The organism is Kitasatospora sp. NPDC059462 (genome assembly GCF_042749955.1).
GTDB lineage: Bacteria > Actinomycetota > Actinomycetes > Streptomycetales > Streptomycetaceae > Kitasatospora.
In genome coordinates this window covers 28,941-54,598 of record NZ_JBHYUU010000004.1, presented here as the reverse complement: position 1 = coordinate 54,598, position 25,658 = coordinate 28,941, and the positions used below count along the sequence as shown (strand labels likewise).

Here is a 25,658-nt window from a genome sequence, read left to right as displayed (position 1 = left end):
GGTGTTGACCGGTAAAGCCGTTGACCATCCGCTGGTCAGGCGGCCTGTGCCAGCTTGAGGTAGCGGTAGCCGGAGCGGATCGAGCAGCCGAGTTCGATGGCGAGCTCGGGGCCGGACAGTGGCCTGTCGTCATCCGCCTTGATGGCGGCGACCGCCTTTCGGACATCTGCCATTGGTATGGCCTGGCGGGTGCCGGTCTGCCGCTTCGCCGCCGGGCCCGGTGCCAGCACCGTTGCCAGCTCGGCCTCTGCCGCGCCTGCCAGGTCGGCCGCCTCCTCTGCCAGCTCGTCGAAACCGTTGGCGATGCCGGCCGCCTTCGACACCAGCTCCCGGCCTTCGCGGTCGAGGGCCTCTGCCATCTCTCGCGCCATCGCGTCGAGCAGCGCCTCCAGGTCGTGAATCCGCTCGGCGGCGGAGAGCTCGGTCTCGGGAGTCGCCGCCATGTGCAGCATGTGTGCCACCACGAGCGGGGGGACCGCGGAGACCGCCGCCACCAGGAAGGCCGAGGTGGTGATGTAGCCCTGGTCGAAGAGGTGTGCCACCAACTGGGCTGCCAGTGCCAGACCGAGCGCGGCGCCCGCGCCGATCGTGGCACTGGCCCGGCCGGGCGCCTTGACGCGGCGGCGGTGCTCGGAGATGACGGCTGCGGCTCCGGCGTACACCGAGACGGACACCGGCATGAGCCAGGTAATCCAGCCGTGCCATCCCGCGATCTGTGCCATCCGGATCTCGCCGGGGACGCTCATGACGAGCGCCGCCACAAGGACGAGCGGCCGGCCGGCGGTGAAGACCACCCGGGCGTACCAGGGCATCTGCATGGAGTGCATGTTCGAACCCTTCTGGCGCTCAGGCGGCGGCCGGCAGGAAGCGGGAGCGGGCGCCCTTGGCAAGCGCGCCGCTGGCACGCCGCTGGCGGATGGTGGCGAGCAGGCCCGCCGCGTCGCTGGGCCCGGTCTCCTTCCGGTCGGCCTCAAGCTCGCAGGTCTTGCACAGGCTGTGGACAATGCCCGCCGGGAACGGGGCGTCGCAGCCCGTGCAGCGGGCCCGGGTGTCCGGCGCGGGGGCGGCCTTCGGGGCTGGCGCGGTCGGGCGGTGGTGGGTGAGGCGGTAGGAGAGCAGGGCGGCCGGGGCGTCGACCTGCTCCGGGAGGCGGGCGGTCAGCACGGAGATCACCTTCGCTGGGGCGTGCCCGTCGAGCAGCCACCCTGCGGCCAGCGGAGCAAGGCGGAGGATGTCGGCCGTACCGAGCGCGAGCCGCTGGTCGTGCTCACCGAGCCGGGCCAGCAGCGCGGCGGCACGGCCCGTCTCGGCGGCGACCGGGTCGCCCTGGTCTTCGGCTGCGTCGGTCTCCTCCTCCGGCTCCTTCGTCGTGTCCGGCGCGTCCGACGCGACGGCGGCGGGGAGGAGGTTCTTCACCTGGTCCTTTCCCCCTTCGGGGAGATCGCCGACGGCCCGAACCTCCGGTGCTCCGACCGCCGGGATGCGGTCCATCGGTATGTCGGAGACGTGGGTCTGGGTGCTCCAGAGGCCGGTCTCGGGGTCCTGGGTGCGCTGTCGGCGCAGGTAGCCCGCGGCCTCCAGCTCTCGGAACGCGCGGCTCACGGCGGTCTTGCCCTCGGCGACCTGCTCGGCGATCTTCTCGATGGTGACGGCCGCGCCGTCCGGGAGGGACAGCAGGCGGACGAGCAGGCCGACGGCGGCGAGGGAGAGCCGGTCGTGTCGGGCGGCGGCGTTGGGCACGATCACGTAGCTGTGTTCGTGGCGGTTACGATGCACTCGCATCTAGAGGTCTCTTCTCTAGGTCGCGAAGGGCCTCGGGGCGTGGCTGCGCTCCCGGGGCCCGTCTTGTCTGACGGGGTGTCGCCCCGGACCATACGCGAGAGTGTCACTTCATTGCAAGAGTTGTCGATCAAGCCAGCGGCGTTTGCGATAGTGTGACTGCGATCACCGGTTGCCCCTTTCCAGATCCCGGGCCCGGCTCCGTATATAGAAGTGGAAGGACAAGCCCGCTGGGGCTTCCCCTCTGGGGGCGCCTTCGGCGCCCGCTTCCCGAAGCTCCTCGCCGCTGCCTCTTGAGGGCCGGCGGGCCCTCCTACCCGCCGGTGCTTCCGGCCGACGCAGGAGGCCCATGTCCTGGACTACGTCCGACCGAAGAGCTCGACTGCCCGCCGACTGGCCGAGAATTCGGCTCCGCGTTCTTGCGCGCGACGGCCACCGCTGCACAGCGAGGGACCAGTACAGCGTTCGCTGCACCGAGCCGGCCACCGACATAGACCACATCCGACCCGGTGACGACCACCGCGAGGCCAACCTTCAGTCGCTCTGCGGGTGGCATCACCGGGTCAAGTCCTCCCGCGAAGGCGCCGCTGCACGAGCGGCAGCCCGCCGCCGGCACGACCGGCGATTCCGCAGGGCCGAGGAACACCCCGGCCTCTTGCGATGAGCGCGCCGCTCCGGGATGTCCCGTCGAGCCGCGCATGGCCCCGAGCCCTCCCTCGGGGCCTCGACTTGATGAAGGGGGTGGACGAGTGCCCGGACCTGTGCCGAACCGCGAAGCCGACCTCGCCCGCCCCAGGGCCCGCAAGGGCGGCGACGTTCAGCCTGTCACCAAGGGCGTGATGCGGGAAGTCAAGATCCCAAACGCCGACCGAGATTGGCATCCCATCGCCCGCCGACTCTGGGATTCCCTGAAGCTGTCCGGACAGGCCGACTTCTACCAGCAGTCGGACTGGGCTCTCGCCTACTCCCTCTGCGAAGACCTTTCGCACTACAAGAACTCGGGGAAGAGGTCCGGCCAAATGCTCCAGACCATCTACTCCGCCTTCGAGCGGCTCCTCGTAGCCGAGGGCGACCGCCGCCGCGTACGAATCGAGCTCCACGAACCCGAACCCGACGTCCAGTCGGCCGCGGTGCTGGCCATCGCCGACTACAAGCGGGAGCTCGGCGTCGGCTGAGTCGCCCACCCGGCGGCCCGATCACCAGGGGGGAGGTGAGTCCCATCTCAGCCCTGACCCTGGAGGAGATCGAGGCCCTGGAGCACACGTTCCTTGGCCCCACCTGGCAACGCGCCGAGGACGGCTCCTGGCTTCTGCCGGAGCGCACCCTCGGCTGGCAGATCGCCGGATGGTGCGCGGAGTACCTGCGCGCCGAAGACGGCGGTCCTTGGCGGTTCACCCCCGAGCAGCTCCGCTTCATCCTCCACTGGTGGGCGCTGGACCAGAACGGTCGGTTCATCAACCGCAAGGGTGTCCTCCAGCGCCTCAAGGGCTGGGGCCCACCCGGGCAAGGACCCCTTGCTGGCGGTCATGGCCCTGGTGGAGTTCGTCGGGCCGTCGAGGTTCTCCCACTGGGATGACCGCGGCGAGCCTGTCGGCGTGCCCCACCCGCAGGCCTGGGTGCAGGTGGCGGCAGTCAGCCGCGACCAGACGCGCAACACGATGACGTTGATGCCGTCTCTCATGTCGGACCGGCTGATCGAGACGTACGGCATCAAGGCCGGCGCGGAGCTGATCCGCGCGAACGGCGGCAAGCAGCGCCTTGAGGCGGTGACAAGTAGTTACCGCGCCCTGGAAGGGGCGCGGTCCTTAGCGGGCCACGTTCGTAGTCCTGAACGAAACGCATCACTGGATCGTCGGCAACAACGGCGACAAGATGTACGCCACCATCGACGGCAACGCGACCAAGAAGGACTCGCGGTATCTCGCCATCACCAACGCGTACCTTCCGGGCGAAGATTCCGTTGCCGAGCAGATGCGCGAGGCGTACGAGAAGATCCTGGAAGGCCGCGCCGCCGACATCGGGTTCATGTACGACTCGATCGAGGCCCACGCCTCGACGCCCCTGACCCCAGAGGCGATCCGGATCGTCCTGCCGAAGATCCGCGGCGACGCCGTCTGGCTGCGGGTCGAGACGATCCTGCAGTCCATCCTCGACACGACGCTGTCCCCGTCCCGCTCACGGCGGATGTGGCTGAACCAGATCGTCGCCAGCGAGGATGCCCTCTACGGCCCGGCCGAGTGGGATGTGCTGCGCGACATCTCCAAATCGCTCCAGGCCGGCGACACCATCACCTTGGGTTTCGACGGCGGCCTCCGCGACGACGCGACGTGCCTCATGGCTCTGCGCGTCAGCGACATGTGCGCCTTCACCCTAGGCCTCTGGGAGCGGCCCGACGGCCCGCGCGGCGACGGGTGGGAGGTCCCCCGAGACCAGGTCGACTCCGCCGTGCACGACGCGTTCCGCCTCTTCGACGTCCAGGGCTTCTTCGCCGACGTGGCCCTGTGGGAGAGCTACATCTCCGAGTGGTCCGAGACGTACGGCGAGGGCCTGGCCGTCAAGTCGCCGCTCGGCCGGGACGCGATCGGCTGGGACATGCGCTCCTCGCTGAAGACCTCCACGATGGCCCACGAGCGGCTGATGCGGTCCGTCTTCGACCGCAAGCTCGCCCACGACGGCGACCGCGCGCTCCGCCGGCATGTGCTGAACGCAGTCCGCCGGACGAACAACTACGGCATCTCCTTCGGCAAGGAGAGCAAGGACTCGCCCCGCAAGGTCGACGCGTACGCCGCGCTGATGCTGGCCCACGAGGCCCTGATCGACCTGCGGGCCCGTGGCAAGAAGGTCCGCAGGCGGACCGGCCGGGGCTTCTTCCTTTGACCCGATTGCAAGAGTGTAACTAAGGTGGTGATCTTCTGGCCGCCTCGCTCTCGCCCGCCTCCCTCGCCCGGCAGCTTCTCGCCGTGCTCAACAGGGACCGCGACCGGCTCCGCCGGATCGACGACTACCTCCACGGCCGCCACGACGACCCGTACATGCCGCCGCAGGCGGACGACGAGTACCGGCTGCTGGCCCGCCGGTCGATCTCGAACTGGATGCCGCTGTTGGTGTCCACGCCCGCCCAGTCGCTGTACGTCGACGGATTCCGGCCCGGCACGACCGGCCAGGGCCTGCCGGCCGAGGCCGACAGCACCACCGCGGAGTGGGCGCACTGGCAGCACAGCCGCCTGGACGCCCGCCAGGCCGCCGTCTACCGGGGCGCGCTCGCCTACGGCCACAGCTTCACCCTGACCGAGCGGAACCGGGCCGGACGCGTCCGCACCAAGGGGCTCTCGGCCCTGCGGACGGCCGCGCTCTACGAGGATGCCGCCAACGACGACACCCCGTTCGCCGCGCTCACGGTCACCGTCTGGCCGTCGGCCGAGAGCATCGGCCGGGCCCGCCTGTGGGACTCCCGCCGCGAGTACGCGGTCACCTTCAAGTCGCTGGACGACAGGAAGAGCATCACGGTCTCGGATGCCCGGCGGCATGGCGCTTCGGAGTGCCCGATCACCCGGTTCGCCGCACTCGTCGACCTGGAGGGGCGGACGGTCGGCGTCATCGAACCGATGATCGCGCTGCAAGACCGAATCAACCAGACGATCTTCGACCTGCTCCTGAGCCAGACCTACGGCTCCACCAAGGTCAGGACGGTCACCGGGATGGCGCCGCCCGTCCAGCGCGACCCGGAGACCGGCGAGGCCGTGCTCGACGCGGCCGGCAACCCGATCCCCCTGCCGATCAACCACAACGCGCGCCGGTTCCTGTTCGCCGAGGACCCGGACGTGCGCTTCGGCTCGCTGGACGAAACCCCGCTCGGCGGCTTCATCGACAGCGTAGACATGTCGATACGCCACCTGGCCGCCGTCTCCCAGACCCCGCCCCATCACCTCCTGGGACAGATAGCCAACTTGTCCGCCGAGGCGCTCCTGGCCGCCGAGCAGGCCCTGAGCCGCAAGATCGCGGAGTTCCGCGTCGCGTTCGGCGAGTCGTGGGAACGCGTGTTCAGGCTGGCGGCTGACCTGGCCGGCCACACCTCCTCCGCCGAGGACTACCAGGGCGAGGTCATCTGGCGCGACATGGAGTCCCGCTCGCTCGCCCAGGCAGCCGATGCACTCGGCAAGCTGCGCGAGCAACTCGGCATTCCTGCCCGAGGACTGTGGCGGCGGGTGCCGGGCGTCACCCAGACCGAGATCGAGGACTGGGAACAGCACGCCGAAGACGAGGACCCCGTCGGCCAACTCGCCACCGCCCTCAAGCGGGCAACACCCGAACCCGCGCTGGCGGCGGCTTGACCCGGCCGACGCGGCAGGAGGAGACCGACCAGGCGTCGGCCGCCTTCCACGTCGCGCTCACCGAGATCGGCGCCGCCACCACCGTCGAGGCGCTCACCCTGTGGTCCGAGGTCCCGGCCGCGCAACGCGCGGCCACGGCCGCCAGCTGGCTTCGCCGAGCGATCACGTTGGTGATGAGCCGCAGGCGGCAGTCCCGGGACCTCGCGCGCGCCTACTACCGGCTCGCCCGCGCGCTCCAGACCGGAACCACGGTGGCGGACCCCTACCATCCCGAGCCGTCCCACATCACCCTGGGCGACCTCCGCGCGCAGTTCGCCGGGCTGGCCGGCACCTACACCCCGCCGAACTCCGAGGCGTCCGTTCCGTCCGGGCCGCCGCGCCCGCCCGAGTCCGCACCGTCCGCTGAGGTCCAGGAGGCCGAAGACGACGACGGGCATCTCGACGAGGCCGCGGAGGACTGGGAGAGCATCCTGGTCGAGGAACTGGAGGGCCTGCGGGGCGAGGAAGAGCGGATCGAGCGGGAGGCCGAGGAGGAACTCCGGACGGTCCTTGACGCGCTCGGCACCCGCAATCTCGACCGCCGGCTCGCCCAGGTCGACGACCAGCAGACCGCCGAGACGGCCGACCGGGAGCGAGGCGAAGCGCACCGCAAGGCTGGCGCCCAGCAGGCCGCAACGGCCTCCCGCGTGGCCATGAACGGCGGCCGGTCCGCCTTGTGGCACCACACCGGCCGCGACGGTCGCACCCTCGGATACGTCCGGGTGAGCCGCTCCGGCACCCCGTGCGGCTGGTGCGCGATGCTCATCAGCCGCGGAATCGCCTACAAGTCCTCGGCCAGCGCCACGTACCGCGACGGCGACCTCTTCCACGACGCCTGCCACTGCTACGCGGTGCCGATCTTCAACCGCCAGCAGTACGGTGCCAGCGCACTGTTCGCCCTGAACCGCCAGTACGAGTTCCTGTGGCCGAAGGTCACCAAGGGCCACAGCGGCAGGGCGGCACTGAACGCGTGGCGCCGATTCCTCCGCGCCCAGCAGCGCGCAGACCTCAAGGCCGAGGCCCAGGCGGCCCGGCGAGCGACCACAGCCCAGGAGGCGTGACCGTGACCGAACAGACCCCCGAACCGATCGACGAGCAGAAGAACGACGACCAGCCCGAGACGCCGTCCGCGTCGCCAGAAGACGACCTGCCCGACTGGGTTCGCCGCGAGCTGTCGCGCACTCGCGCTGAGGCTGCGTCGTATCGCACACGCCTGCGTGACGCCGAGGACCGGCTGACGAAGGCCAAGAGCCCCGAGGAGTTCGAGGCCGCCCTCGCTGAAGTGGCCGCGAAGAACGCCGAGCTCGAACATGCCGTCCTGGCGGGTAGTGTCGCCCGGCGCTTCGACCTGCCGGAGGCACTCGCCGCCCGGCTGCACGGCACGACCGCCGAAGAGCTGGAGGCCGACGCCAAAGCGCTTCAGGCACTGCTCGCTCCGCCCGCGCCCAGCTCCCTCGGCGGCGGCCTCGACCCGTCCGACCAGGACGACGGGGAGATGGACCCCCGCAGGCTGGCCCGCCGATCCCGCCGCTTCTAGCGCGCCAGCAGAACGTTCCTCCCGCCCCCGTGCCCCCGCCGGGGGTTCTTCTATGCCCCCGGAGTTGTAGCAGCACTTGAGCACCACCCAGCACCAGGTAGTTAAGCCCCAGAAGCTCGTCAACACCGCCGTCGGCATGCTGGAGCAGGAACTTCTCGTTCCCGCGCTCTTCCAGCGTCACGGCATCGACCAGTTCAAGGGTGCCGACAACGACACGATCTCGATGAAGGTCGAGGGCATCCTCCCCTTCCACGACTACGCGTGGCGCAACGACCGCTCGTCCCCGATTCAGTTCGACGAGTACAGCGAGCGCAAGATCGCCGTCACCTTCGGCGGCAACTCGTACTCGGCCGTCAAGCTGACCGACGAGCAGAACGACTTCGACATCGACCAGTGGTCGAAGCTGCTCCGCCCGCAGGTCAAGGCAGTCGGCCGCGGCCTCCAGCGCCGCGCCGTCAAGACCCTCACCGGCCAGCAGTACAACGTCACCATCGGCAACGCCCAGCAGAACCTCCGCGCCGCGCTGATCGAGGCCCGCCGCATCCTGAACGCCTTCCACGCACCACGCGAGTCCCGGTACCTGCTGGTCGGCTCCGACTTCGAGTCCGCCCTGCTCAACGACGACAAGCTGAACCTGGCGCAGAACGTGGGCGACAGCGAGGCGGAGTCGGCACTCCGGACCGCCACGATCGGTGAGCGCATGGGCTTCCGCATCGTCGTCGACCAGACCATCCCGAGCGACACCGCGTACGCCTTCGCGTCCAGCGCGTTCATCTTCCTGTCCGGCGCCCCGAGCGTTCCGCAGTCCGTTCCCTACGGCGCGACCACGAGCTTCGAGGGCATCGCGCTCCGTTGGATTCGCGACTACGACTCCCTGTACCTCCAGGACCGGTCGGTCGTGAACACCTACAACGGGTTCCGCAGCGTGACGGACATCCTGGTCGGCTGGGACGACGCAGCCGAGAAGGAGATCATCAGCTCCCAGGAGCACTTCGTGCGCGGCATCAAGCTCACCCTCGACGGCAAGAGCGACTACCCGGCCGCCGCCTCCGAACTCGCGAAGATCACCGGCGTGTCCGACGCACGCGTGTGGACCCCGGCCGGCATCAAGCCGGAGACCGACCCGGCCAACGCCTGACCAGAAGCGGGCCGTGCTGCCTGACGCCCGGCAGCACGGCCCGCCCCCTTTGAAAGGAGGTCGGGCTTGGCCTACGCCACCCTCGACGACCTGAAGGGGCGCCTGGACTGGGAGCTCGACGAGGACGAGCTGAGGATCGCTGCCGCCGCGCTGGAGGACGCCTCCGACCTGGCTGCCGAGTACGGCCGCGACTGGCCGCCGGACCGTGTGCCGCGCCTGGTCCGCACCCTTGTCCTCAAGGCGACCAGCCGCTACCTGCGCAACCCCGCCGGCTACACCCAGAGCCGGGCGGGTGACGAGACACTCGCCTGGTCCGACGCCCACGGGCGGGATGCCGGCACCGTCTACTTCACCCGCGAGGAGATCCGGCTCCTGGCCGAACTCGCGGGCCGCAGGCCGACCCTGAGCAGCGTCCCCGTCTCGGCCTGGTCTACCAGGATGCGCCCCGGCGCCGGAGGCACGGTCCCGGTCGACTATGCGGGCGGCGACCGCTTCCCGCTGTTCGCCGACGATCGGGGGCCCTGGTGAGCGTGCAACGCCGACGCGGCCAGCCGGCCAGGGTCTGGCGAACGGTTGAGACCGTCGACCATCGCGGCAACGCGGTGACGGTCGCCGACCCCGGCGGCCCGATCGAGGTCCGGGCGGCCTTCATCCCGCAGCGCTCAGCCCGCGCCGAAGTGCCCGGCCAGCAGCAGATCAACGTGACCAGGATGATCGTGGACGCCCACCTCGACGGCGTCTCGCTGTGGTCCCGCGTCGAGTACGCAGGCCGCCAGTGGGACATCGTCTCCCCGCCCGCCTACCACCACGGCACCCGGCGAACCCGGCACTGGTCCCTCGACATCCGGGAGCGGCCCTGATGGCAGTGATCTACGACCGCTCCGGCGGGAAGAAGCTCACCAAGCGGCTCGCCAAGCTGCCGGGCGTCCAAGACGCCCTCGAAGAGACCATGTTCGAGATCGCCGTCCGCGCCGAGGAACTGCTCGTCCAGCACCGCGCCGACGGCCACGCCGACATCGACGTGGACGCCGGTGAGGTCGACAAGTACGTGATCCTCTCCGACGAGCGCGGCCAGAAGGCCGCGCTGTCGATCGAGTACGGCCGCCAGGAATCCGTGATTGTGCGCGAGCGCAAGGACGGCACCCGCTACCTCGATGTGATCCCGCCGTCCGAAGGCCTGTTCATCCTGGCCCGAGCCGCCGGCCTGCCGATGAAGCGCAAGGGCAAGGTGAAGCTCTGATGGCCGGACTCCCCGACCACATCAAGGCGCTCGCCGAGCTCTCACCCGTCGAAGACCTTCTGCTCGCCGTGCTGCGCGACGGCCTCCCGGGCGTGCGCGTCCAGTCCTTGATCTCCCGGCACCAGGAGTTCCCGCTGGTCCTGGTGCGCCGGGACCCGACGTGGGGCGAGTGGCAGGGTGACACCCGGTTCACCGACGCCGCCCGCGTCGTGATCCACACCTTCGCCCCGGACCCCGACGGCGACGAGGACGCCGCGATCCTCGGCGAAGCCGTGCGCGTCGTCCTGCGCGATGCCTGGCTGAGCCAGCAGGTCTACCCGCGTCTCGGCCACATCATCCGCGTGGACATGAACTCCGCCCCGCGCCGCGCCGCGGACTGGGCCACCGCAACCGGCCCGGTGCAGTACGCGGACCTGCCGACCGGCGTGATCCGCTACGAGTCGATCTACGACATCCAGATCCGACGCCCGCGCCAGCGCCCCTACGCCCCCTAGCCCATCCGCACCACGAACCCCGGAGGCCTTGCCCCGGGGTTCTTTCATGCCCGAAAGCAGGAACGCTTCTTCTTGGCGCTCAACGACAACGCGACACTCGTCGTCGGAAGCGGAAACTTCCTGACGGCCCCGGTCGGCACCCCCCTGCCGACCGACCTCCTGGTCCCCGTCTCCCCGTGGCAGCCCGTCGGCCACACCTCGCTGGAGGACGTCTTCGCCGTCACGTCCGAAGGCGGCGAGGCCACCACCATCGGCAGCCTCCAGAACAAGAGCCTGCGCACGAAGTACTCCGCGCGGGTGGAGACGATGACGTTCACCCTCCAGCAGTTCGACGCGGCCGGCCTGCGCCTGTACTTCGGTGCCAATGCCCCGCTGCTGCCGGACGGTTCGATCGGCGTGCCCGCCGACCCCGTGCCCACCCAGGCCGCCTTTCTCGCGATCTTCATCGACGGCGAGAATCACTTCGCCTTCTACGCCCCGCGTGCCGAGATCTACCGCGCGGACGACATGTCGATCGCGGACACCGAGTCGCTCGCGGGCCTGCCGCTCGGAGTCAAGCCCATGGCCTACAGCTCCAACGCCTGGACGTACTCGGTCACCCCGCTCGGCAGCGTCGGCGCAACGGGCGCCACCGCAGGTACGCCCGGCACCTTCACCCCGCCCGGCGCCGTCACCCCGGCCAACCTCGCCGCTCTGGCGAACGTCTCGGCCTCTCCTGCGACGGCCTGGACCGGCGGCAAGTTCGTCGCGCTCGGCGACGGCAGCTCGGCCTACTGGGCTGGCACCGCCTGGACGGCCGGCAAGGCGCCCTGACCGGCGGCCTCCCCTCCCCCCCTTCCCTCTCTTCCTGACCTGGAGGTCGCCCCCATGGCCCAGTACTCCCTCGACGACATCCGCGCCGCTGCGGAGGCCAAGTACGGCTCCACCGACATCGCTGTCGGTGGGGACGTCGTCCGCCTTCTCAACCCGCTCCGCCTGCCCAAGCACGCACGCGAGGAACTCACCGACCTTCAGGTCCTCCTCGGCGACGACGAGGCGGACCAGGAGGAGCTCCTGTCCGACGCGATCCGGCTCGTGGCCGAGCACGCCGTCCAGGCCGAGAAGCTGCTCACCGCCGTGGGCGGCGACCTGGCCGTGCTCGCCGAGATCTTCGACCGGTACGGCAAGGGCACCCAGGCGGGGGAAGCCTCGGCCTCTGCCGCCTGATCGACGACTACGGCGAGGGCCTGTACGCGGACCTGCGGTACTACTTCGGCGTCGACCTCGCCGACGTGATCGCAGGCCGCGGCCCGGCCCCCGCGCTCGTCCTCGCCCTCGTGCAGAGGCTCCCCGATACCTCGCTCACCGCCGCCCTCGCGGCAGGCGGCCGGCACCTCCTTGGCTGGGGCCAGGACCGCCACCTGATCGCCGATCTCTACGACGCGATCAACCTCAACACCCGGGCGACCGGTCAGTGGGGACGGGGCAAGGCCCCCAAGATCCCGTCGTGGCCCCGCCCGGCCGCCAAGGACCGACGCAAGTCCACAGGCGACGCGAAGCCGCCGAAGACCGTTGCGGCCATCTACCAGCAGCTCACCGGAAGGTAGGGGGTGAGCGATGGCACAGAGCCAGGTCGTCGGCCGCGTGGCCGTCAAGGTCATGCCGGACACCTCCGACTTCAAGGAGGACGCTCGGGCCCAGCTCGAACGGATCGAGCGCCAGCTCAAGCTCACCGTGTCCACGAAGGTGGACATGTCCGGCGCGAGTCGCGACTTCGTCGCCGAGCTCCGCAAGATCAACGCGCGGAACCGGCAGATGGACGCCCGGAAGATCCGCTTCTACACCACGATCTCCACCGACGGGATGGCCACCGCCGTCCGCAATGCGGTCCGAGAGCTCCAGTTCAAGGCCAACGGGCAGAAGGCGCGGTTCGAGGTCGACGACCTCAAGGCGACCGGCCGAATCGAGCTGGAGCTCGACCAGCAGTCTGCGGACAAGGCCAAGCGCCAGCTTCAGGATTGGGCCGATGATGTGTCGCCGCTCAAGGTCACCGTCGCCCTGGACATCGCGAACGGTGCCGGCGCCGCCGTCTCCGCGCGCCTCCAGGTCCTCACCCGGCCGCGCACCGTCCCAATCCTGCCCGAGCTCGACGACGGCGCGGTTGCCCGGGTGGCCGCCGGCCTTGCCGCGCTCTCCGGCTACCGCGTCCTGAGCTCCATGTTCGAGCGGCTCGGGAACACGCTGAAGAACCTCGACAAGAGCGTTCCGGTCATCGGCTCGCTGGCGCTGGCCATCGCGGGCCTCGCCGGATGGGGCATCTCGGCCGCCTCGAACCTCGCCGCCCTGTCGGCGAGTCTGGCCCAGATCGGCGCGACCTCCCTGCTCCTGCCCGGACTTCTCGGCGGGATGGCGGTCGGGCTCGGCGTCACGGTCGCAGCGTTCCGCGACTTCAACAAGGTCCTCCCGGAGGTCAAGAGCCAGCTCTCGGCCCTCCAGGACACGATCAGCAAGTCTTTCTGGGCGAAGGCCGCGGAGCCGATCCGCGCCATGGTCGACGAGCTCCTCCCGGAGTTCACGGCCGGTGTCGCCAAGACCGCCGACCAGCTCGGCGGCTTCTTCGGTGGGCTCGCCACGTCCCTCCAGGGCGCGCTCAATCCGGCGCTCACCCAGATGTTCGCGGACCTCGCGTCCTCGATCGACATCGCGACGGCCGGCACCAGCGCCTTCGCGAACATCATCGCCGTCCTCGGCAAGGTCGGCACGAGCTACCTGCCCGCGCTCGCGCAGTGGTTCGTCGACATCTCGGAGCGCTTCTCCGCGTTCCTGACCGCCTCCGAGGGCGACGGCCGGCTCAAGGGGTGGATCGACGAAGGTATCCAGTCCCTCAAGGACTTGGGGTCGGTCCTCTCCAACACTGGCGGCATTCTCGCGGGCATCTCCCGCGCCGCCGAGGCGGCCGGCGGCTCGACGCTCGGCACGCTGGCGGACGCGCTGGAGCGCATCCACACCACGGTCGACTCGCCCGGCTTCCAGTCCGGCCTGACCGACGTCTTCCGCGCCGCCCACGAGGCGATGAACGAGATCGCCACCCGATCGGGACCGGCGGTCAAGGCGCTGTTCATCGCGCTCGGCGCGCTTGCAGAAACGATTCTGCCGCAGGTCGGACAGACCATCGGGACGGCACTCGACGCCGTCGCCTCGGCCCTGGCCCAGCCCGCCGTAAGCGCCGGGGTCACGGCGATGTTCGCCGGCCTCCAGGCCGCGGTGACCGCCCTGGCCCCCGCGATGGCGCCGGTCGGCCAGGCGCTCGGCGCCCTGATGCAGGTCGTCGGCGCCTTCGCGGCGATGCTCGGCCCGCTCGTCGCGGCGGCCCTCGTCCCGCTCGCGGCGGCGTTCACGGCGCTCGCGCCGACGATCATCCCGATCATCCAGCTCCTGGGTGGCGCCCTCACCGCCGCCCTCCAGCAGCTCGCCCCGTTCTTCCAGCAGCTCGTTCCCGTCGTGGGCGACCTGCTGGGCGCCGCCTTCCAGGCGCTCTCGGCGGTCCTGCCCCTCGTCGCCGCGACCTTCGGCCAGATCCTGGCCGCCGTCGCGCCGCTGATCGAGCAGCTGGTCTCCGGGCTGAGCCCGATCCTCGCCGTCGTGGCCCAGGCGTGGGTCACGATCATGACCGCGCTCCAGCCGGTCATCGCCGTCCTACTCCAGCTCCTGACGGCGATCCTGACCCCGCTGATCGAGGTCTTCCAGAACATCATCGCCGAGTGCCTGCCGCCCCTCGCGGAGGCCTTCGCCGCGCTCGCGGACGCCACGCAGCCGCTCCTTCAAGCCCTGCTGGCGGTCGTCAACTTCCTGATGCCCGTCCTCGCGCCGGCCATCGAGTTCGTCGCGAAGATGCTCGCCGACACGCTGGTCACCGCGATCAACGCCGTCGAGAACATCTTCCGGGGCGTCGTCAACGCGATCCTCGGCATCTGGAACATCTTCGCCGGGCTCTTCACCGGCGACTGGGGCCGGATGTGGGACGGCGTCAAGCAGCTCTTCCAGGGCATCTGGGAGCTGATCAAGGGCATCTTCGAGGCGGTCCTCGTCCTCGCGATGGCCGGCATCCTCAAGAAGGGGATGGCGCTGATCAAGGGCGGCTGGGAAGCCGCCTGGGGCGCGATCAAGGCCTTCGGCGAGAGCATCTGGGCGGCGATCCGGGGGAGCGGCCAGTTCTTCGTGACCGGGCTCAAGGGCCTGATCGACGACGGCCTCCGGCTGATCAAGTCCCTCTGGGACGAGGGCTGGGCCGCCGTCAAGAACGCCTGCTCCAGCGCGTGGACCGCCACGACCGAGGTCGTCAAGTCCGGCGTCTCCTCGGCGGTCAGCCTCGTCAAGGAGCTCCCCGGCAAGGCCGCTGAGGCCCTCAGCAACATCGGCTCCACGCTCATCGGCGCGGGAAAGTCGCTGATCGAGGGCCTGGTCAACGGCATCAAGTCGAAGTTCGACTCGGTCAAGAGCACGCTCAGCGACCTGACCAGCAAGCTGACCGACTGGAAGGGCCCGCCGAAGAAGGACCGCATCCTGCTCCGGGGCGCCGGCCGCCTGATCATCCAGGGCCTGGTCACCGGGCTGCAGTCCGGGTACGGCTCGGTCCGCGGCACGCTCGCCGACCTCACCGACACGATCCCGAGAACCGACATCCCCACCTCGGAGATGTACGCGCACGGCGCCTCGCTCGGCGAGAGCCTGGCGCAGGGCCTGGCCAGCCAGCAGGCCGCCGTCGAAGCCCAGATGTCCGCCATCTCCGACTCGATGGTGAAAAGGGTCCGCGCCGACCTCGGAATCCACTCCCCCTCCCGGGTCTTCACCAAGCTCGGCAGCTTCGTCGGCCTGGGCTTCGCACGCGGCATCGCCAGCGAGTCCGATCGCGTGGCGAACGCGGTCGACGCGATCACCTCGCGTCCTGGCATCGCCGACTACGCACGCGCCGCCCGCGCCGCCTCAACGGCCGTCGCCGACGGCCTCGGCGCCAAGTCCGGCGCCTCGGTCACGAAGGTCCTCAACTACTACGCAGCACCCGGCAGTTCGTTCGGCGCCGAAGAGGACCTCTTCACGGCGGCGGGCCGGGCACGGATGGGGTGGTGAGCACATGACCACCCTCCTTCTGGAGGGCGACCTCGACGACCTGAACCTGAACGAGGTCGCCGAGACCGGCTTCGGCTTCCAGGCCACGGCCGGCGCCACCGGGCTCGGCCTTCCGCCCGTCACCGTGCAGTGGCTCGAAGGAGCGGGCGACGGCTCCCGGTACCGCAGCAAGCGCGTCCTCGGCCGAGACATCGACCTCCCCCTCGACATCGTGGGACGCGACCGCAAGCACCTGCGGGAACTCATCGGGCGGCTCGCCCGGCTGCTGACCGCCGAGTGCACGCTCGCCCTGGTGGAGGACGACGGCAGCCGCTGGACCACCACGGTCCAGCGCGTCGGCGGCGGCGAGTACACCCTCGACGGCGGCCGGGACATCCAGATGGTTCTCACGCTGAGGGCCGGTGACCCGTTCTTCACGGCCTCGACGGTCACCACCCAGGCCGTCCGGGGCGACGCCGGAACCCGCTCGTTCCTGTCCGAGCTGGCGGCCCTGCCCGTGGCCGCGTCTCAGGCCATCGGCACGATCAGCCTGACCAACGACGGCGACGTGGCGGCGTACCCCGTCTGGGAGGTTCTCGGCCCCGGCCGCGACCTCCACGTGGCCTCGCCGACCGGGGACGAACTGCGCTGGACCGGCACCCTGGCCGCCGGGGAGAAGCTGATCATCGACACCAGGGCGGCGACCGTCGTGGACGGCAAGGGAGCCAACAGGTACGCCGAGTTGGCACCAGCGCCTCGCTTCTGGACGGTCCCGCCCGGCACGTCCACCGCCAAGGCCGAACTCCAGGACACCACGGCCGAGTCCCGAATCTCCTGCTCCTGGCGGGCCCGACGCTGGATGGTGATCTGACCACTGAAGCTCTCTGACCTCACGGTCGAGGTGCGGAACCGCTCCCTGGCCCGCCTTGGCCTGATCCGCCCCGAAGACCTCGCCCTGGAGCTCCGGGACGCCTTCAACAACGTCGGCGTCTGGAAGTTGACCCTGCCGATGGAGCACCCGCTGGCGGACGCCCTGCGCACCCCGGGGGCCGGGTTGATCGTCACCGGCCCGGACGACGTGCTGATGTCCGGCCCCGTGACGAGGCCCGAGTACGCGGCCACCCCCGAGGACCGCCGCGGATCGGTCGTCTTCGAAGGCGTCTCGGACAGCGTGGTCCTGGCCGACATGCTGGCCTGGCCCGAACCATCGAACCCGGACGCCGGCAGCCAGCAGCTCGGCCACGACACCAGGACCGGTCCGGCCGAGACACTGCTGCACGACTACGTCGCTGCCAACTGCGGCCCGCAAGCCCCTCCGGCCAGGCGCAAGGCCGGGCTGGTCCTGGGGAGGAGCCGGGGGCGCGGGCCCGTCCTCACGAAGGCGGCCCGCTTCCCGGTGCTCGGCGAACTCCTGACCGAGATCGCTACTGCGGCCAGCCTCGGCTTCCGGGTCGTCCAACGCGGTGGCAACCTCGTCTTCGAGACCTACGCCGTCACCGACCGCTCCCGGGAGATCCGCCTCGACGTGGAGGCCGGAACCCTCGCCGGCCAGCGCGTCGCCGTCTCCCCGCCCGGTGTGACACGCGTGCTGGTCGGCGGTCAGGGCGACCTGGAAGCCCGGACGATCCTCGCGGCCGACAACGCAGCCTCGATCGCGGCCGAAGCCGAGTGGGGCCGGAGGATCGAGAAGTTCGTCGACCAGCGCCAGGCCGCCGACCCCGCCGAGCTCCGGCAGGCCGGCGACGAGGCGCTCGCAGACGGCGGCGCCACCACCACCGCCATTCAGGCCGTCCCGGTGGCAGACAGCTCCATGCGGCTCGGCGTCGACTGGGGCATGGGCGACCACGTCACGGTGGTCGTCGGCGGCCAGGAGCTGACGTCCACAGTGACCGGCCTGCTCATCAAGGCGGACGAGGCGGGCTTCCAGGCCGGTGCGCTGATCGGTGACCCGGTCGGCTTCGACCCGGGCGCCGCCAGCCGCCAGAAGGCCCAGGTGACCGAACAGCGTGTGTCCGCCCTGGAACGGAAGGCGGAGATGCCCCCGGCAGGCGCGCGGATGCTGGAACTCGGTGCCCACCGTCAGGGCGATCACCCCTCCGCCTACCCGATGGGCGAGTCCTGCTTCTACCTGACTAACACGGTTGCCACCGAAGGAGGTTGGGACTTCGGGGGCAAGTGGGGCTTCGTCACCACCCGCCACTGGCCGGGGAACGACGTCCGCCAGTGGTGGAGCATGGTGCACTCCCCCACCAGCCCCCACGAGGAATGGGTGCGCGGCGGCAACAACAGCGGCTGGGGGCCTTGGCGCAAGGTCGCGTTCGAGGACCGGACCCCTCGCGGTGTCGTCACGATCAGGATCTTGAGCGAGACGCCGTACGTCGGCGACGCGCCGACCGTCGTCTACACCCAGACGTTCACCGCCGAGGCCAAGCGCGTCTACCGCGTCAGCCTGCGAATCGCCTCGGTCGACACCGACAACATCGGCGACAACCTGGCCACGGTGCGCCAGGCCAAGCAGCAGGCCGTCACCGCCGTCCGGTGGGCCTCCGGAACGACCATCACCGCCGACACGGGGAAGGCCGTCGGCGAGATCTACTCCACGACCTTCAACGACGACAGCCGGACCTCACTCGGCCTGTGCAGCGACTTCTACATCAACAACCCTCCCGCCGGCCTGGTCACCATCGGCGTCACGCTCAACAGCCGGTTGCCCGCAGCGACCAACGGCAACGTGCGCTACCTGGTCGGAACCCAATCCGAGCTGATCATCGCGGACGAGGGCGGCGCCGTGATCTGACCGGCAGAAAGGAGACCCTTCTTGGCGATCACTTCCTACCCGTTCGACGGCCAGGCCGCGACGGAGACCCAGTACAGCCACCTCTTCCGTGAGTTGCAGGACAGCGGGATCGCGGCCTCCGCCGACTCCCCGGCCTTCCGTGTCACGGCGGACAGCACCGGCATGACCGTGAAGGTCGCACCGGGCTTCGCCCTGGTCCGCGGCCACGCGATCCAGTCGACGGCGGTCGAGGTCGTGACGATCCCGGCCGCCGACACCGCAAGCCGGATCGACCGCGTCGTGCTCCGGCTCGACCCGGCCGGGAACGCCATCACCATCGGCGTGGTCAAGGGCAGCCCGGGCACGGGCACCCCGGCCCTCACCCAAACCGACACCGGCATCTACGAGATCCCCCTCGCCACCGTGGCGGTCGGCGCGTCCGGGACGACGATCACCGCCGAGCAGGTGCTGGACGCACGCCAGTTCGTCGGCGGACGCGTAGGCGCCTGGACCGCCCTGACCCGGCCGGCGGCCCCTCGCCTCGGCGCGCTCGGCCTGAACAAGACCTCGGGCTCCTGGGAGTTCTGGAACGGCTCCGCCTGGACCACCCTTGCCCCAGCGGTCACCTGGGACTCGATCGGCGGCAAGCCTGCGGCCTTCGCGCCGACCCCGCACGGCCACTCCTGGAACGAGATCTCGAACAAGCCGGGCGACTACCCGCCCGCCGCTCACGCGCACTGGTGGGACCAGATTCTCGGCAGGCCGGGCGAGTTCAACCCGACCTGGCACCAGCACTGGTACGACCAGCTCCTGGGCGTCCCTCGCGAGTTCCCGCCGTCGGCCCATGCACACTGGTGGGACCAGATCCTCGGCAGGCCGGGCCAGTTCCCTCCGACTGACCACTGGCACGGCCAGTACCTGGAATCGTGGGGCACGATCAACCGGGCCAACGGCTCCGACCGCCCGCACTCCTACGGACCGACCGGCTCTACCTGGTACGCAGTCTGGGTGGACGGCAACCACAACTTCTGCCGGAACACGTCGAGCATCCGCTTCAAGGAGAACGTCCGCGACATCGAGATCAGCCCGCAGAACGTCCTCGCTCTCCGGCCGCGGATCTACGACCGCAAGCCCACCGTCAACGACGCTGGCGAGCACATCGAAGGACGTCGCGACGAGGTCGGCCTGATCGCGGAGGAGGTCGACGAGACCCTGCCCGAGATCGTCGTGCGCGACGAGGAAGGCAAGATCGACAGCGTCCGCTACGACCTCCTCGGCCTCGCCCTGCTGCCGGTCGTGCAGGACCAGGAGCGACGCATCAAGGAGCTGGAGAGCCTCGTCGAAGGCCTGACCGCGCCGTGATCGAGCCCACCGTCCAGGTGGCACTCGTCTCGGCCGGCGGGGCGATCACCGCCGCCTTGGTCGGCGTCCTTGTCGAACTCGTGCGCCGTCAAGGCAGCACCGTCGCCGAAGTGCGCGACCAGGTGGCGAACTCGCACGGCACCAACCTGCGCGATGACCTCGACCACGTCATCGAGCGCCTCGGCCTTGTGCTCGACGGCCAGGAGCGCCACAACGCCGAGCTCGCCAGTCTGCGCGGAGAGATCGCCCACGAGCGCACCGAACGCCTGGCCGTCGCCGAGCGGCTCGACTCCCACCTGAACCAGACCGCCTGACCTCCGCCCGCCCGCCATCGAACGGGCCGGCGTCCACATGCCCCCGCGCGCTCGACGGCGGGGGCTTTCCCATTGCCTGGAGGCACACACTGAGCATCAACATCATCTCGCGCGGCGCCTGGGGCGCGAAGCCGTGGACCAGCAACGTGGCGACCGTCCCGCTGGACGCGCGAACCGAGTTCTTCATCCACTACGACGGCGCGCACCCGGTCGGCCGGACCGGCGTTGACGTCCCTCGGGCCATCGAGCGCGAGCACCTGGGCAACGGCTGGGCTGGCGTGGGCTACAACTTCGTCATCGACCAGGCTGGCGCCGTCTACGAAGGCCGCGGCTGGAACCTCCAGGGCGCACACTGTCCTGACCACAACCGCTCGGGCATCGGGGTCCAGATCGCGGTCGGCGGCGACCAGGCACCCTCCGACGCGGCCCTCCGCTCCGCCCGCGCGCTGTACGACCTCGCGTCCGCTAAGACGGGCCGGACGCTGGCCATGCGCGGCCACAAGGACGGCTTCGCCACCGAGTGCCCCGGACGGCGGCTGTACTCCTGGGTGCAGGCAGGCATGCCGGCCCCGGGCGACGGTGGCGGCGCTGGCGGCCTGGTGCCGCTGGCGGCCGGGGTGAAGCCGGGCGCCCGGCACCCGCAGGTGCGCGAGCTCCAGGAGCTGCTGCTCAAGACGGGCTACGGCCCGATCCCCGGCGCCGTGACCGACTACTACGGCCCCGCCACCCAGAACGCCGTGGCGCGCTTCCATGACCGGCACCCGGACCTGAAGTCCCGGGGCATCTCCAAGGACTACGCGATCGGAGCGCGCGGGTTCACTCTGCTCCAGCAGGAGGCCGGCCGATGAGCAAGCTGACCCCGCCGGGCTTCAAGCCCGTGACCCTGGTGAGCCTGCTGCCGGTGCGCTACCGCTCCCGTGTCGGCGCCGTGCTCGCGCTGATCGGCGTCATCGTCTCCGCGCTGGCGGTCGCGTACGCCGACCGACCGGAGATCGCGCTGGCGGTGCAGATCCTGACCGCGCTGGGCGTCGTCGCCCCGGATGAGTCCGACCCCGAGTAGCATCTTGGCCCCACCGAGCCCTTGGTTCGGTGGGGCCTTTTCTTCGCGCCTACTCCTTGAAGCGGAGCGCCTCGATCTCCTCCAGCGTCAGGGTCTGCGCGCCTCGCCGAGCCGACTTCCGGGCCGCACCCTTGGCCCCGCTGGTCTTCTTCGCCGAGGCCGCCTTCTTCGCGGGGGCGGCCTTCCTCGCCGGGGCTTGAGCAGCATCGGAGCTGGCTGGCTCCTGTTCGACAGGCTCGCCTGTGGCCATCAGCTCCTCGACGAGGCGGCCGTCGTCCTCGCAGAGGTCGACCCTCCGCTTCCGATCACCCTCTGCGATAGTGTAACTTCGTACCGGCTTCCCGAGCTGCTCGCACTTGTTGCAGACCAGGACTGTCACCTCTACCACTGCACGCCCTCCGTGGCTTGACCTGTTCAACTCTCGCATGTCAATGTAGAGATTGAGTGTACGGCCGAGACACTGGGCCGTGAGGGGGTTCATTTGAGAAGGGGATGACATGCCCGCCAAGACTTTGGTGCAAGACAGGGCGGAGGCTATTCGCTGGCTGGTCGATGAGGGCCGTGACTACAAGTGGATGGTTGCGAAGTACCGCGAGAAGTACAACATAGAGACAACCGTCTCAATGTGGGCGTCCTTCCGGGCTCGCAATGGCTTGCCGCGCAAGATTGCCAGAGATGAGAATCTCATCCCTTGGGAAGTTCGGATGGAACACCGCTGGGCCTATCCGGTGGTGATGCTTAGGTTCGAAGCCAGACTGCGCGAAGGCCGCGACATCAGCGAGGTGGACCAGAGTCGCTTGGACTCCTGGAAGCAGATGCTGAGGGATGACAAACTGGTCGTCCACTACGTCCCTGACACGGACGACGGATTTTTCTATGTTCCGCGCGAGAAGCAGGATAATGACCTCATCCGGGCCCCCCGGAGGGTCAAGGCCACTCCCGCCGACGGCAACGCCTGATAGGGGCCCCAGATTGGGGCCCTTTCTGCTACCCCGAGCGCCCCAGCGCCGCCGCCTGGATTGCCCCAGCTCAGCGGCCTAGACAGCCCACGCGCAGGCGGGCACACTGCGTCCCCCGCTGCGCGGAATCCTCGCTCGGTCTCCATTCTCCACAGTCTTGCAGAAGCCACTGACAGGCGCCGAGCTGGCACCTCCTGTCAGAGCCGAGTGGCAGGCTGTCCACAGCTCGTTGGCCGGCACACCAGGGGGGTGCCTGTGATCCATGACTCAATTAATTCAGCGAGTTGACCATCCCCTTACTCAACGTACAATTTTGCACGAGTGAGTTTCTTGCGCCGTTCACCGACGCTCGGCGCGATGGGGAGAGGAGCCTGCGCATGCAGCGCAGCCACCTGGCGGCGACCGCCACCGAGCTGACCCCTGGTGGTGTATGGCTCCACATTGATGACAGTCTGCTCGACTTCCACATAACAGTGGAATCCGAGCACAGGAAAGCCGATCTTCGTTTCGTGCTTGGTTTCGCTGAACGGTGGGGTCTCAGCCTGCTCGACCAGGACGAGTGCGAGCCGGAGATCCTCGACGACGGCCGAATCAGGCTGTACCTCAAGGCCGCGGCCTAACCCTGGAGAGTGAGCGAGTGTCACTGAATCTGATTACGTTGCCGACGCACGAGGGTGTCCCGCGCGACGGCAGGGGGCGCCCCCTGGTGATCCCGAAGGCCGGCGGGCGGCCGTGGAGCCTGACCAGGGTGACCACCTTCATCGACTGCATCGAGGACAAGACGAGCCTCGCATCCTGGGGGAAGCGCATGACCCTGGTCGGCGCGGCGCGCCAGCCTTCGCTGCTGACCGGATTGCGAGAGTTGAACCCTGCCAGCCGAGAGGGCCGCGCGGCCCTCGACCTCGCCGTCGGCCGGGCGGTGGAGGTCTCCGGGGCCAACGACCGGCGCGAGCAGGGCACCCACCTTCACCTACTGTCCGAGTTCGTCGACCGGGGTGAGGCGCTGCCGGCCAGCGCGTCGGCGGCCGACTTGGCGGACATGGCCGCCTACAAGATCGCGACCAGCGCGTTCGAGGTGGTGGCGGTCGAACAGTTCGTCGTGATCGACGCGCTCGGCGTGGGCGGGACGGCCGACCGGGTACTGCGCTACCGCGGCCCCGGCCCGGACGGCGGGTTCGTCGACGGCCTGTTCATCGGCGACCTGAAGACGGGCAGCGTGGAGTACGGCGGGCTCAAGATGGCGGCACAGCTCGCGGTGTACGCCCACGGCGAGATCTACGACCACGCCGTCCATCCCGTCGACCAGGGGGACGCCAAGGCGCTCGCAGCATGGAAGCGCACCGAGGTGTCGCCGAGTTCCGCTGCGGCGGCCTACACCCCCTTGCCGCGCGTCAGCAGGGACTGGGGCATCATCATCCACCTGCCCGCAGGCGAGGCCCGATGCACGCTCTACTGGGCCGATCTGCGTCTGGGCTGGGAGGCGGCCCGACTCGCCCTGGATATCCGCCGCATGCGGTCGCGCAGGGGTGCCCTGATCGAGTTTCCCTTCGCGACCTGATTGCGATAGTGTGACTAGCGAAGCGGGGCGCCGGCCCCGATCACACGAGAGGTTGTGCGCGTGGCCGACGAGGGCCGTATCACCGTGACCATCAAGTACGGCAAGGGATTCGAGGACAGCTGGGCCGTCTTTCGCGGCTCGCCGGAGCAGGTCGAGAAGGACATCACAACCTACTTCGGATTCGATCGCGAGAGTGTTACTGGACTGGCTCTCAGCGAGCTCGTCGTCGAGGCGACCCGGACGGCGCAGAGCACCACCATGCTCGTCCGCGGCCTCGACGCCCGGATCGTCCCGCAGCCCGCCCCCGCGAAGTCCGTTCCTGCCGGCCCCGCGCCGGCCAACCCGGCCGGAGGCCTGCTGGAGCTGATCGAGCGGTGTCCGAACGTGGAGGCCCTCAAGGAGCTCTGGGCCACCAACCAGGCCGCCTTCGCCGATCCGGCCGTCATGGACGCCTGGAAGGCGCGGGGCAGGTCTCTCAAGGCGGCAGCGTGAGCCGCCGCTTCCTGGTCGCCGCCGTCGCGGCGGCCCTTGCGGTCGGCGCGCTGACCGCCCCCCGCACCACCACCCCCATCCCCTACGCCGTGTACCGGCAGGCTGGAGATAGCCAGTGACGTTTGCCCTCAACACCCTCCCGACCGCCAACGGCGGCTGGTTCAAGCCGGCCGAGTGCAAGGACGCCGTCGCGATCCTGCTGGAGGTCAACGGATTCGAGCGGCAGCGCCCCACCCCGAACGGCCCGAAGGACTCGGTCCTGGCGGACATCACCGTCTTCAAGACCCCCGACCAGCTCAAGTCCTTCACTCCCGAGGTCAGCCAGGGCCAGCGGATCGAGCAGACGGTCCTCGCCCGCGACCTCGAAGGCGTTGTCGGCAGCGCGGTTCTGGTGACCATCGACCAGGTCCCGGCAAAGAAGCCCGGCGCCAACCCGGCCTGGGTCTGGCGTCAGGTGACCGACCCCGGCATCACGAAGCAGGTCATCGCCTACGCCACGCAGCGCGACGCAGCCGTGCAGGCCGCGGTGAGCGGCGCGCCCGACTTCGACTGACACCGGCCGGCAGCAGGGGGCGGCCACCGTGCCGCCCCCTCCCCTCCCCTGATTGGAGCCGTACGAGTGCTCACCCCTGGACGCTCGCTGACCCTGCACGCCGAGACCGGCCGCGAGCTTCCCCGCATTGAGGCCTTCCGGGCCCTCTACAACCTCGGCTGCCGCCCCCGCCAGGGGGAGGTCATCATGATCGCCGGGCGGTCCGGCACCCAGAAGTCCGGGCTCGCTCTGTACTGGACGGCCCAGATGGGCCTCCCCACGCTCTACTTCTCGGCCGACATGTCGGCCTTCACCGCATCGTCGCGGCTGGCCTCCATGGCGACCGGGGACACGGCGGAGATGGTCTCGGCCGGGATGGCGGCCGGCGGCCGGCACCGGCAGGCGTACATCGACGCCCTGGCCGACAGCCGGATCACCTTCGCCTTCGGCTCGCCGATCACCTGGCAGGCCGTGGACGAGGAGATCGAGGCGTACGTTGAACTCTGGGACGCGTATCCGCTGGTCATCGTCTTCGACAACCTGATGGACTTCGAGAACGCCGAGAGCGACTACGCCGAGCAGATGGCGGTGATGTCCGGCGTCACCGAACTCGCCCGCGCCACCGGGGCCACCGTGATCATCCTGCACCACGCCAGCGACAAGAGCTGGGAGGCCAAGAGCGACCCCTGGGCGCCGCCCAGCAGGGATCAGGTCAAGGGCGGTCTCAGCGAGAAGCCGGAGCTGTCCCTGTCCGTCGCGCTGGACCCGACCTCGCTGGAGTACCGGATCGCGGTGATCAAGGCCCGCATGGGCCCCTGCGACCCGACCGCCCGCCGGTACGCCACCCTGCGCTGCCACCCCGAGAGCACCCGGTTCTCCCCGCTGGAGCCGCGCCTCGAACCGATCACCCCACCCGCGTCCCGGCGCTCCTGGTCGCCGCTCGACGCCCTGAAGTGAGCGAG

At 69.9% G+C, this 25,658-nt stretch carries 31 protein-coding genes; 28 read left to right on the top strand and 3 right to left on the bottom strand.

The features are described 5' to 3' along the window. Positions 1-35: 35 nt before the first annotated feature. Together ACFXAM_RS02145 and ACFXAM_RS02140 are read right to left on the bottom strand one after the other, a co-directional pair. Positions 36-827 carry a hypothetical protein gene (locus ACFXAM_RS02145; protein ID WP_380287069.1) on the bottom strand — a complete coding sequence of 264 codons (792 nt, stop codon included), beginning with the start codon at positions 825-827 and terminating at the stop codon, positions 36-38. 19 nt (positions 828-846) lie between these two features. Continuing rightward, positions 847-1,782, bottom strand: a complete 936-nt coding sequence (locus tag ACFXAM_RS02140) for a hypothetical protein (protein WP_380287068.1) — start codon at positions 1,780-1,782, stop codon at positions 847-849. 746 nt (positions 1,783-2,528) lie between these two features. Here ACFXAM_RS02140 and ACFXAM_RS02135 point away from each other — a divergent pair. The 21 genes from ACFXAM_RS02135 to ACFXAM_RS02035 all read left to right on the top strand — a co-directional run bounded on the left by ACFXAM_RS02135 (position 2,529) and on the right by ACFXAM_RS02035 (position 21,155). After that, entirely contained in the window at positions 2,529-2,954 is a 426-nt protein-coding gene (locus ACFXAM_RS02135; RefSeq protein WP_380287067.1) for a hypothetical protein, read from the top strand. A 35-nt stretch (positions 2,955-2,989) separates the two neighbouring features. Beyond that, positions 2,990-3,355: a hypothetical protein gene (locus tag ACFXAM_RS02130; protein WP_380287066.1), complete on the top strand. Its 366-nt coding sequence runs from the start codon at positions 2,990-2,992 to the stop codon at positions 3,353-3,355. Between the two features lie 296 nt (positions 3,356-3,651). Next, positions 3,652-4,656 (top strand): terminase, encoded by a 1,005-nt coding sequence (locus tag ACFXAM_RS02125; protein ID WP_380287065.1) that lies wholly within the window; start codon positions 3,652-3,654, stop codon positions 4,654-4,656. 83 nt (positions 4,657-4,739) lie between these two features. Then, positions 4,740-6,110, top strand: coding sequence for a phage portal protein (locus ACFXAM_RS02120; RefSeq protein ID WP_380287064.1), 1,371 nt, complete (start codon positions 4,740-4,742; stop codon positions 6,108-6,110). Beyond that, the gene (locus ACFXAM_RS02115) at positions 6,107-7,210 is read left to right on the top strand and encodes a hypothetical protein (RefSeq protein ID WP_380287063.1); all 1,104 of its coding nucleotides are present in this window, start codon (positions 6,107-6,109) and stop codon (positions 7,208-7,210) included. The genes ACFXAM_RS02120 and ACFXAM_RS02115 overlap by 4 nt, the downstream gene beginning before the upstream one ends. Before the next feature lie 2 nt (positions 7,211-7,212). Beyond that, positions 7,213-7,686: a hypothetical protein gene (locus ACFXAM_RS02110; RefSeq protein ID WP_380287062.1), complete on the top strand. Its 474-nt coding sequence runs from the start codon at positions 7,213-7,215 to the stop codon at positions 7,684-7,686. Positions 7,687-7,762: 76 nt separating this feature from the next. Beyond that, a complete protein-coding gene (locus tag ACFXAM_RS02105) occupies positions 7,763-8,824 on the top strand; it encodes a hypothetical protein (protein WP_380287061.1) in 1,062 nt (353 codons plus the stop codon). Positions 8,825-8,890: 66 nt separating this feature from the next. Further along, entirely contained in the window at positions 8,891-9,352 is a 462-nt protein-coding gene (locus ACFXAM_RS02100; protein WP_380287060.1) for a hypothetical protein, read from the top strand. 2 nt (positions 9,353-9,354) lie between these two features. Next, the gene (locus ACFXAM_RS02095) at positions 9,355-9,684 is read left to right on the top strand and encodes a phage head-tail adapter protein (protein WP_380287059.1); all 330 of its coding nucleotides are present in this window, start codon (positions 9,355-9,357) and stop codon (positions 9,682-9,684) included. Then, positions 9,684-10,064 (top strand): DUF5403 family protein, encoded by a 381-nt coding sequence (locus tag ACFXAM_RS02090; protein ID WP_380287058.1) that lies wholly within the window; start codon positions 9,684-9,686, stop codon positions 10,062-10,064. The genes ACFXAM_RS02095 and ACFXAM_RS02090 overlap by 1 nt, the downstream gene beginning before the upstream one ends. After that, the gene (locus ACFXAM_RS02085; protein WP_380287057.1) at positions 10,064-10,558 is read left to right on the top strand and encodes a hypothetical protein; all 495 of its coding nucleotides are present in this window, start codon (positions 10,064-10,066) and stop codon (positions 10,556-10,558) included. Before ACFXAM_RS02090 ends, ACFXAM_RS02085 begins: the two co-directional genes overlap by 1 nt. 72 nt (positions 10,559-10,630) lie before the next feature. After that, positions 10,631-11,371 (top strand): hypothetical protein, encoded by a 741-nt coding sequence (locus ACFXAM_RS02080; RefSeq protein ID WP_380287056.1) that lies wholly within the window; start codon positions 10,631-10,633, stop codon positions 11,369-11,371. Between the two features lie 54 nt (positions 11,372-11,425). After that, a complete protein-coding gene (locus ACFXAM_RS02075; RefSeq protein WP_380287055.1) occupies positions 11,426-11,764 on the top strand; it encodes a phage tail assembly protein in 339 nt (112 codons plus the stop codon). 65 nt (positions 11,765-11,829) lie between these two features. Further along, positions 11,830-12,144, top strand: coding sequence for a hypothetical protein (locus tag ACFXAM_RS02070; protein ID WP_380287054.1), 315 nt, complete (start codon positions 11,830-11,832; stop codon positions 12,142-12,144). 10 nt (positions 12,145-12,154) lie between these two features. Beyond that, the gene (locus tag ACFXAM_RS02065; RefSeq protein ID WP_380287053.1) at positions 12,155-15,664 is read left to right on the top strand and encodes a hypothetical protein; all 3,510 of its coding nucleotides are present in this window, start codon (positions 12,155-12,157) and stop codon (positions 15,662-15,664) included. Positions 15,665-15,668: 4 nt separating this feature from the next. Next, positions 15,669-16,514 (top strand): phage tail family protein, encoded by an 846-nt coding sequence (locus tag ACFXAM_RS02060; protein WP_380287052.1) that lies wholly within the window; start codon positions 15,669-15,671, stop codon positions 16,512-16,514. A 30-nt stretch (positions 16,515-16,544) separates the two neighbouring features. Continuing rightward, positions 16,545-18,440, top strand: coding sequence for a siphovirus ReqiPepy6 Gp37-like family protein (locus tag ACFXAM_RS02055; RefSeq protein WP_380287051.1), 1,896 nt, complete (start codon positions 16,545-16,547; stop codon positions 18,438-18,440). Between the two features lie 21 nt (positions 18,441-18,461). Beyond that, complete coding sequence (locus tag ACFXAM_RS02050; RefSeq protein ID WP_380287050.1) at positions 18,462-19,781, top strand: tail fiber domain-containing protein; 1,320 nt, start codon at positions 18,462-18,464, stop codon at positions 19,779-19,781. Continuing rightward, positions 19,778-20,095, top strand: a complete 318-nt coding sequence (locus tag ACFXAM_RS02045; protein ID WP_380287049.1) for a DUF2746 domain-containing protein — start codon at positions 19,778-19,780, stop codon at positions 20,093-20,095. The genes ACFXAM_RS02050 and ACFXAM_RS02045 overlap by 4 nt, the downstream gene beginning before the upstream one ends. Before the next feature lie 146 nt (positions 20,096-20,241). Further along, on the top strand, positions 20,242-20,943 hold the full coding sequence (locus ACFXAM_RS02040) for an N-acetylmuramoyl-L-alanine amidase (protein ID WP_380287047.1): 702 nt from the start codon (positions 20,242-20,244) through the stop codon (positions 20,941-20,943). Continuing rightward, positions 20,940-21,155, top strand: coding sequence for a hypothetical protein (locus ACFXAM_RS02035; protein ID WP_380287046.1), 216 nt, complete (start codon positions 20,940-20,942; stop codon positions 21,153-21,155). Before ACFXAM_RS02040 ends, ACFXAM_RS02035 begins: the two co-directional genes overlap by 4 nt. Before the next feature lie 49 nt (positions 21,156-21,204). On the opposite strand, the gene ACFXAM_RS02030 is transcribed toward ACFXAM_RS02035, so the two are convergent. Beyond that, the gene (locus ACFXAM_RS02030; protein ID WP_380287045.1) at positions 21,205-21,636 is read right to left on the bottom strand and encodes a hypothetical protein; all 432 of its coding nucleotides are present in this window, start codon (positions 21,634-21,636) and stop codon (positions 21,205-21,207) included. Between the two features lie 16 nt (positions 21,637-21,652). On the opposite strand from ACFXAM_RS02030, the gene ACFXAM_RS02025 reads away from it, so the two are divergent. The 7 genes from ACFXAM_RS02025 to ACFXAM_RS01995 all read left to right on the top strand — a co-directional run bounded on the left by ACFXAM_RS02025 (position 21,653) and on the right by ACFXAM_RS01995 (position 25,653). Beyond that, positions 21,653-22,114, top strand: coding sequence for a hypothetical protein (locus tag ACFXAM_RS02025; protein WP_380287044.1), 462 nt, complete (start codon positions 21,653-21,655; stop codon positions 22,112-22,114). Positions 22,115-22,491: 377 nt separating this feature from the next. Further along, positions 22,492-22,734: a hypothetical protein gene (locus tag ACFXAM_RS02020; RefSeq protein ID WP_380287043.1), complete on the top strand. Its 243-nt coding sequence runs from the start codon at positions 22,492-22,494 to the stop codon at positions 22,732-22,734. Positions 22,735-22,862: 128 nt separating this feature from the next. Continuing rightward, the gene (locus tag ACFXAM_RS02015; protein ID WP_380287042.1) at positions 22,863-23,672 is read left to right on the top strand and encodes a hypothetical protein; all 810 of its coding nucleotides are present in this window, start codon (positions 22,863-22,865) and stop codon (positions 23,670-23,672) included. Between the two features lie 84 nt (positions 23,673-23,756). Then, on the top strand, positions 23,757-24,164 hold the full coding sequence (locus ACFXAM_RS02010; protein ID WP_380287041.1) for a hypothetical protein: 408 nt from the start codon (positions 23,757-23,759) through the stop codon (positions 24,162-24,164). After that, a complete protein-coding gene (locus ACFXAM_RS02005; protein WP_380287039.1) occupies positions 24,161-24,283 on the top strand; it encodes a hypothetical protein in 123 nt (40 codons plus the stop codon). The genes ACFXAM_RS02010 and ACFXAM_RS02005 overlap by 4 nt, the downstream gene beginning before the upstream one ends. Beyond that, the gene (locus ACFXAM_RS02000) at positions 24,280-24,717 is read left to right on the top strand and encodes a hypothetical protein (protein ID WP_380287038.1); all 438 of its coding nucleotides are present in this window, start codon (positions 24,280-24,282) and stop codon (positions 24,715-24,717) included. The genes ACFXAM_RS02005 and ACFXAM_RS02000 overlap by 4 nt, the downstream gene beginning before the upstream one ends. Before the next feature lie 66 nt (positions 24,718-24,783). After that, complete coding sequence (locus tag ACFXAM_RS01995; protein ID WP_380287037.1) at positions 24,784-25,653, top strand: AAA family ATPase; 870 nt, start codon at positions 24,784-24,786, stop codon at positions 25,651-25,653. The last annotated feature ends 5 nt before the right edge of the window (positions 25,654-25,658 follow it).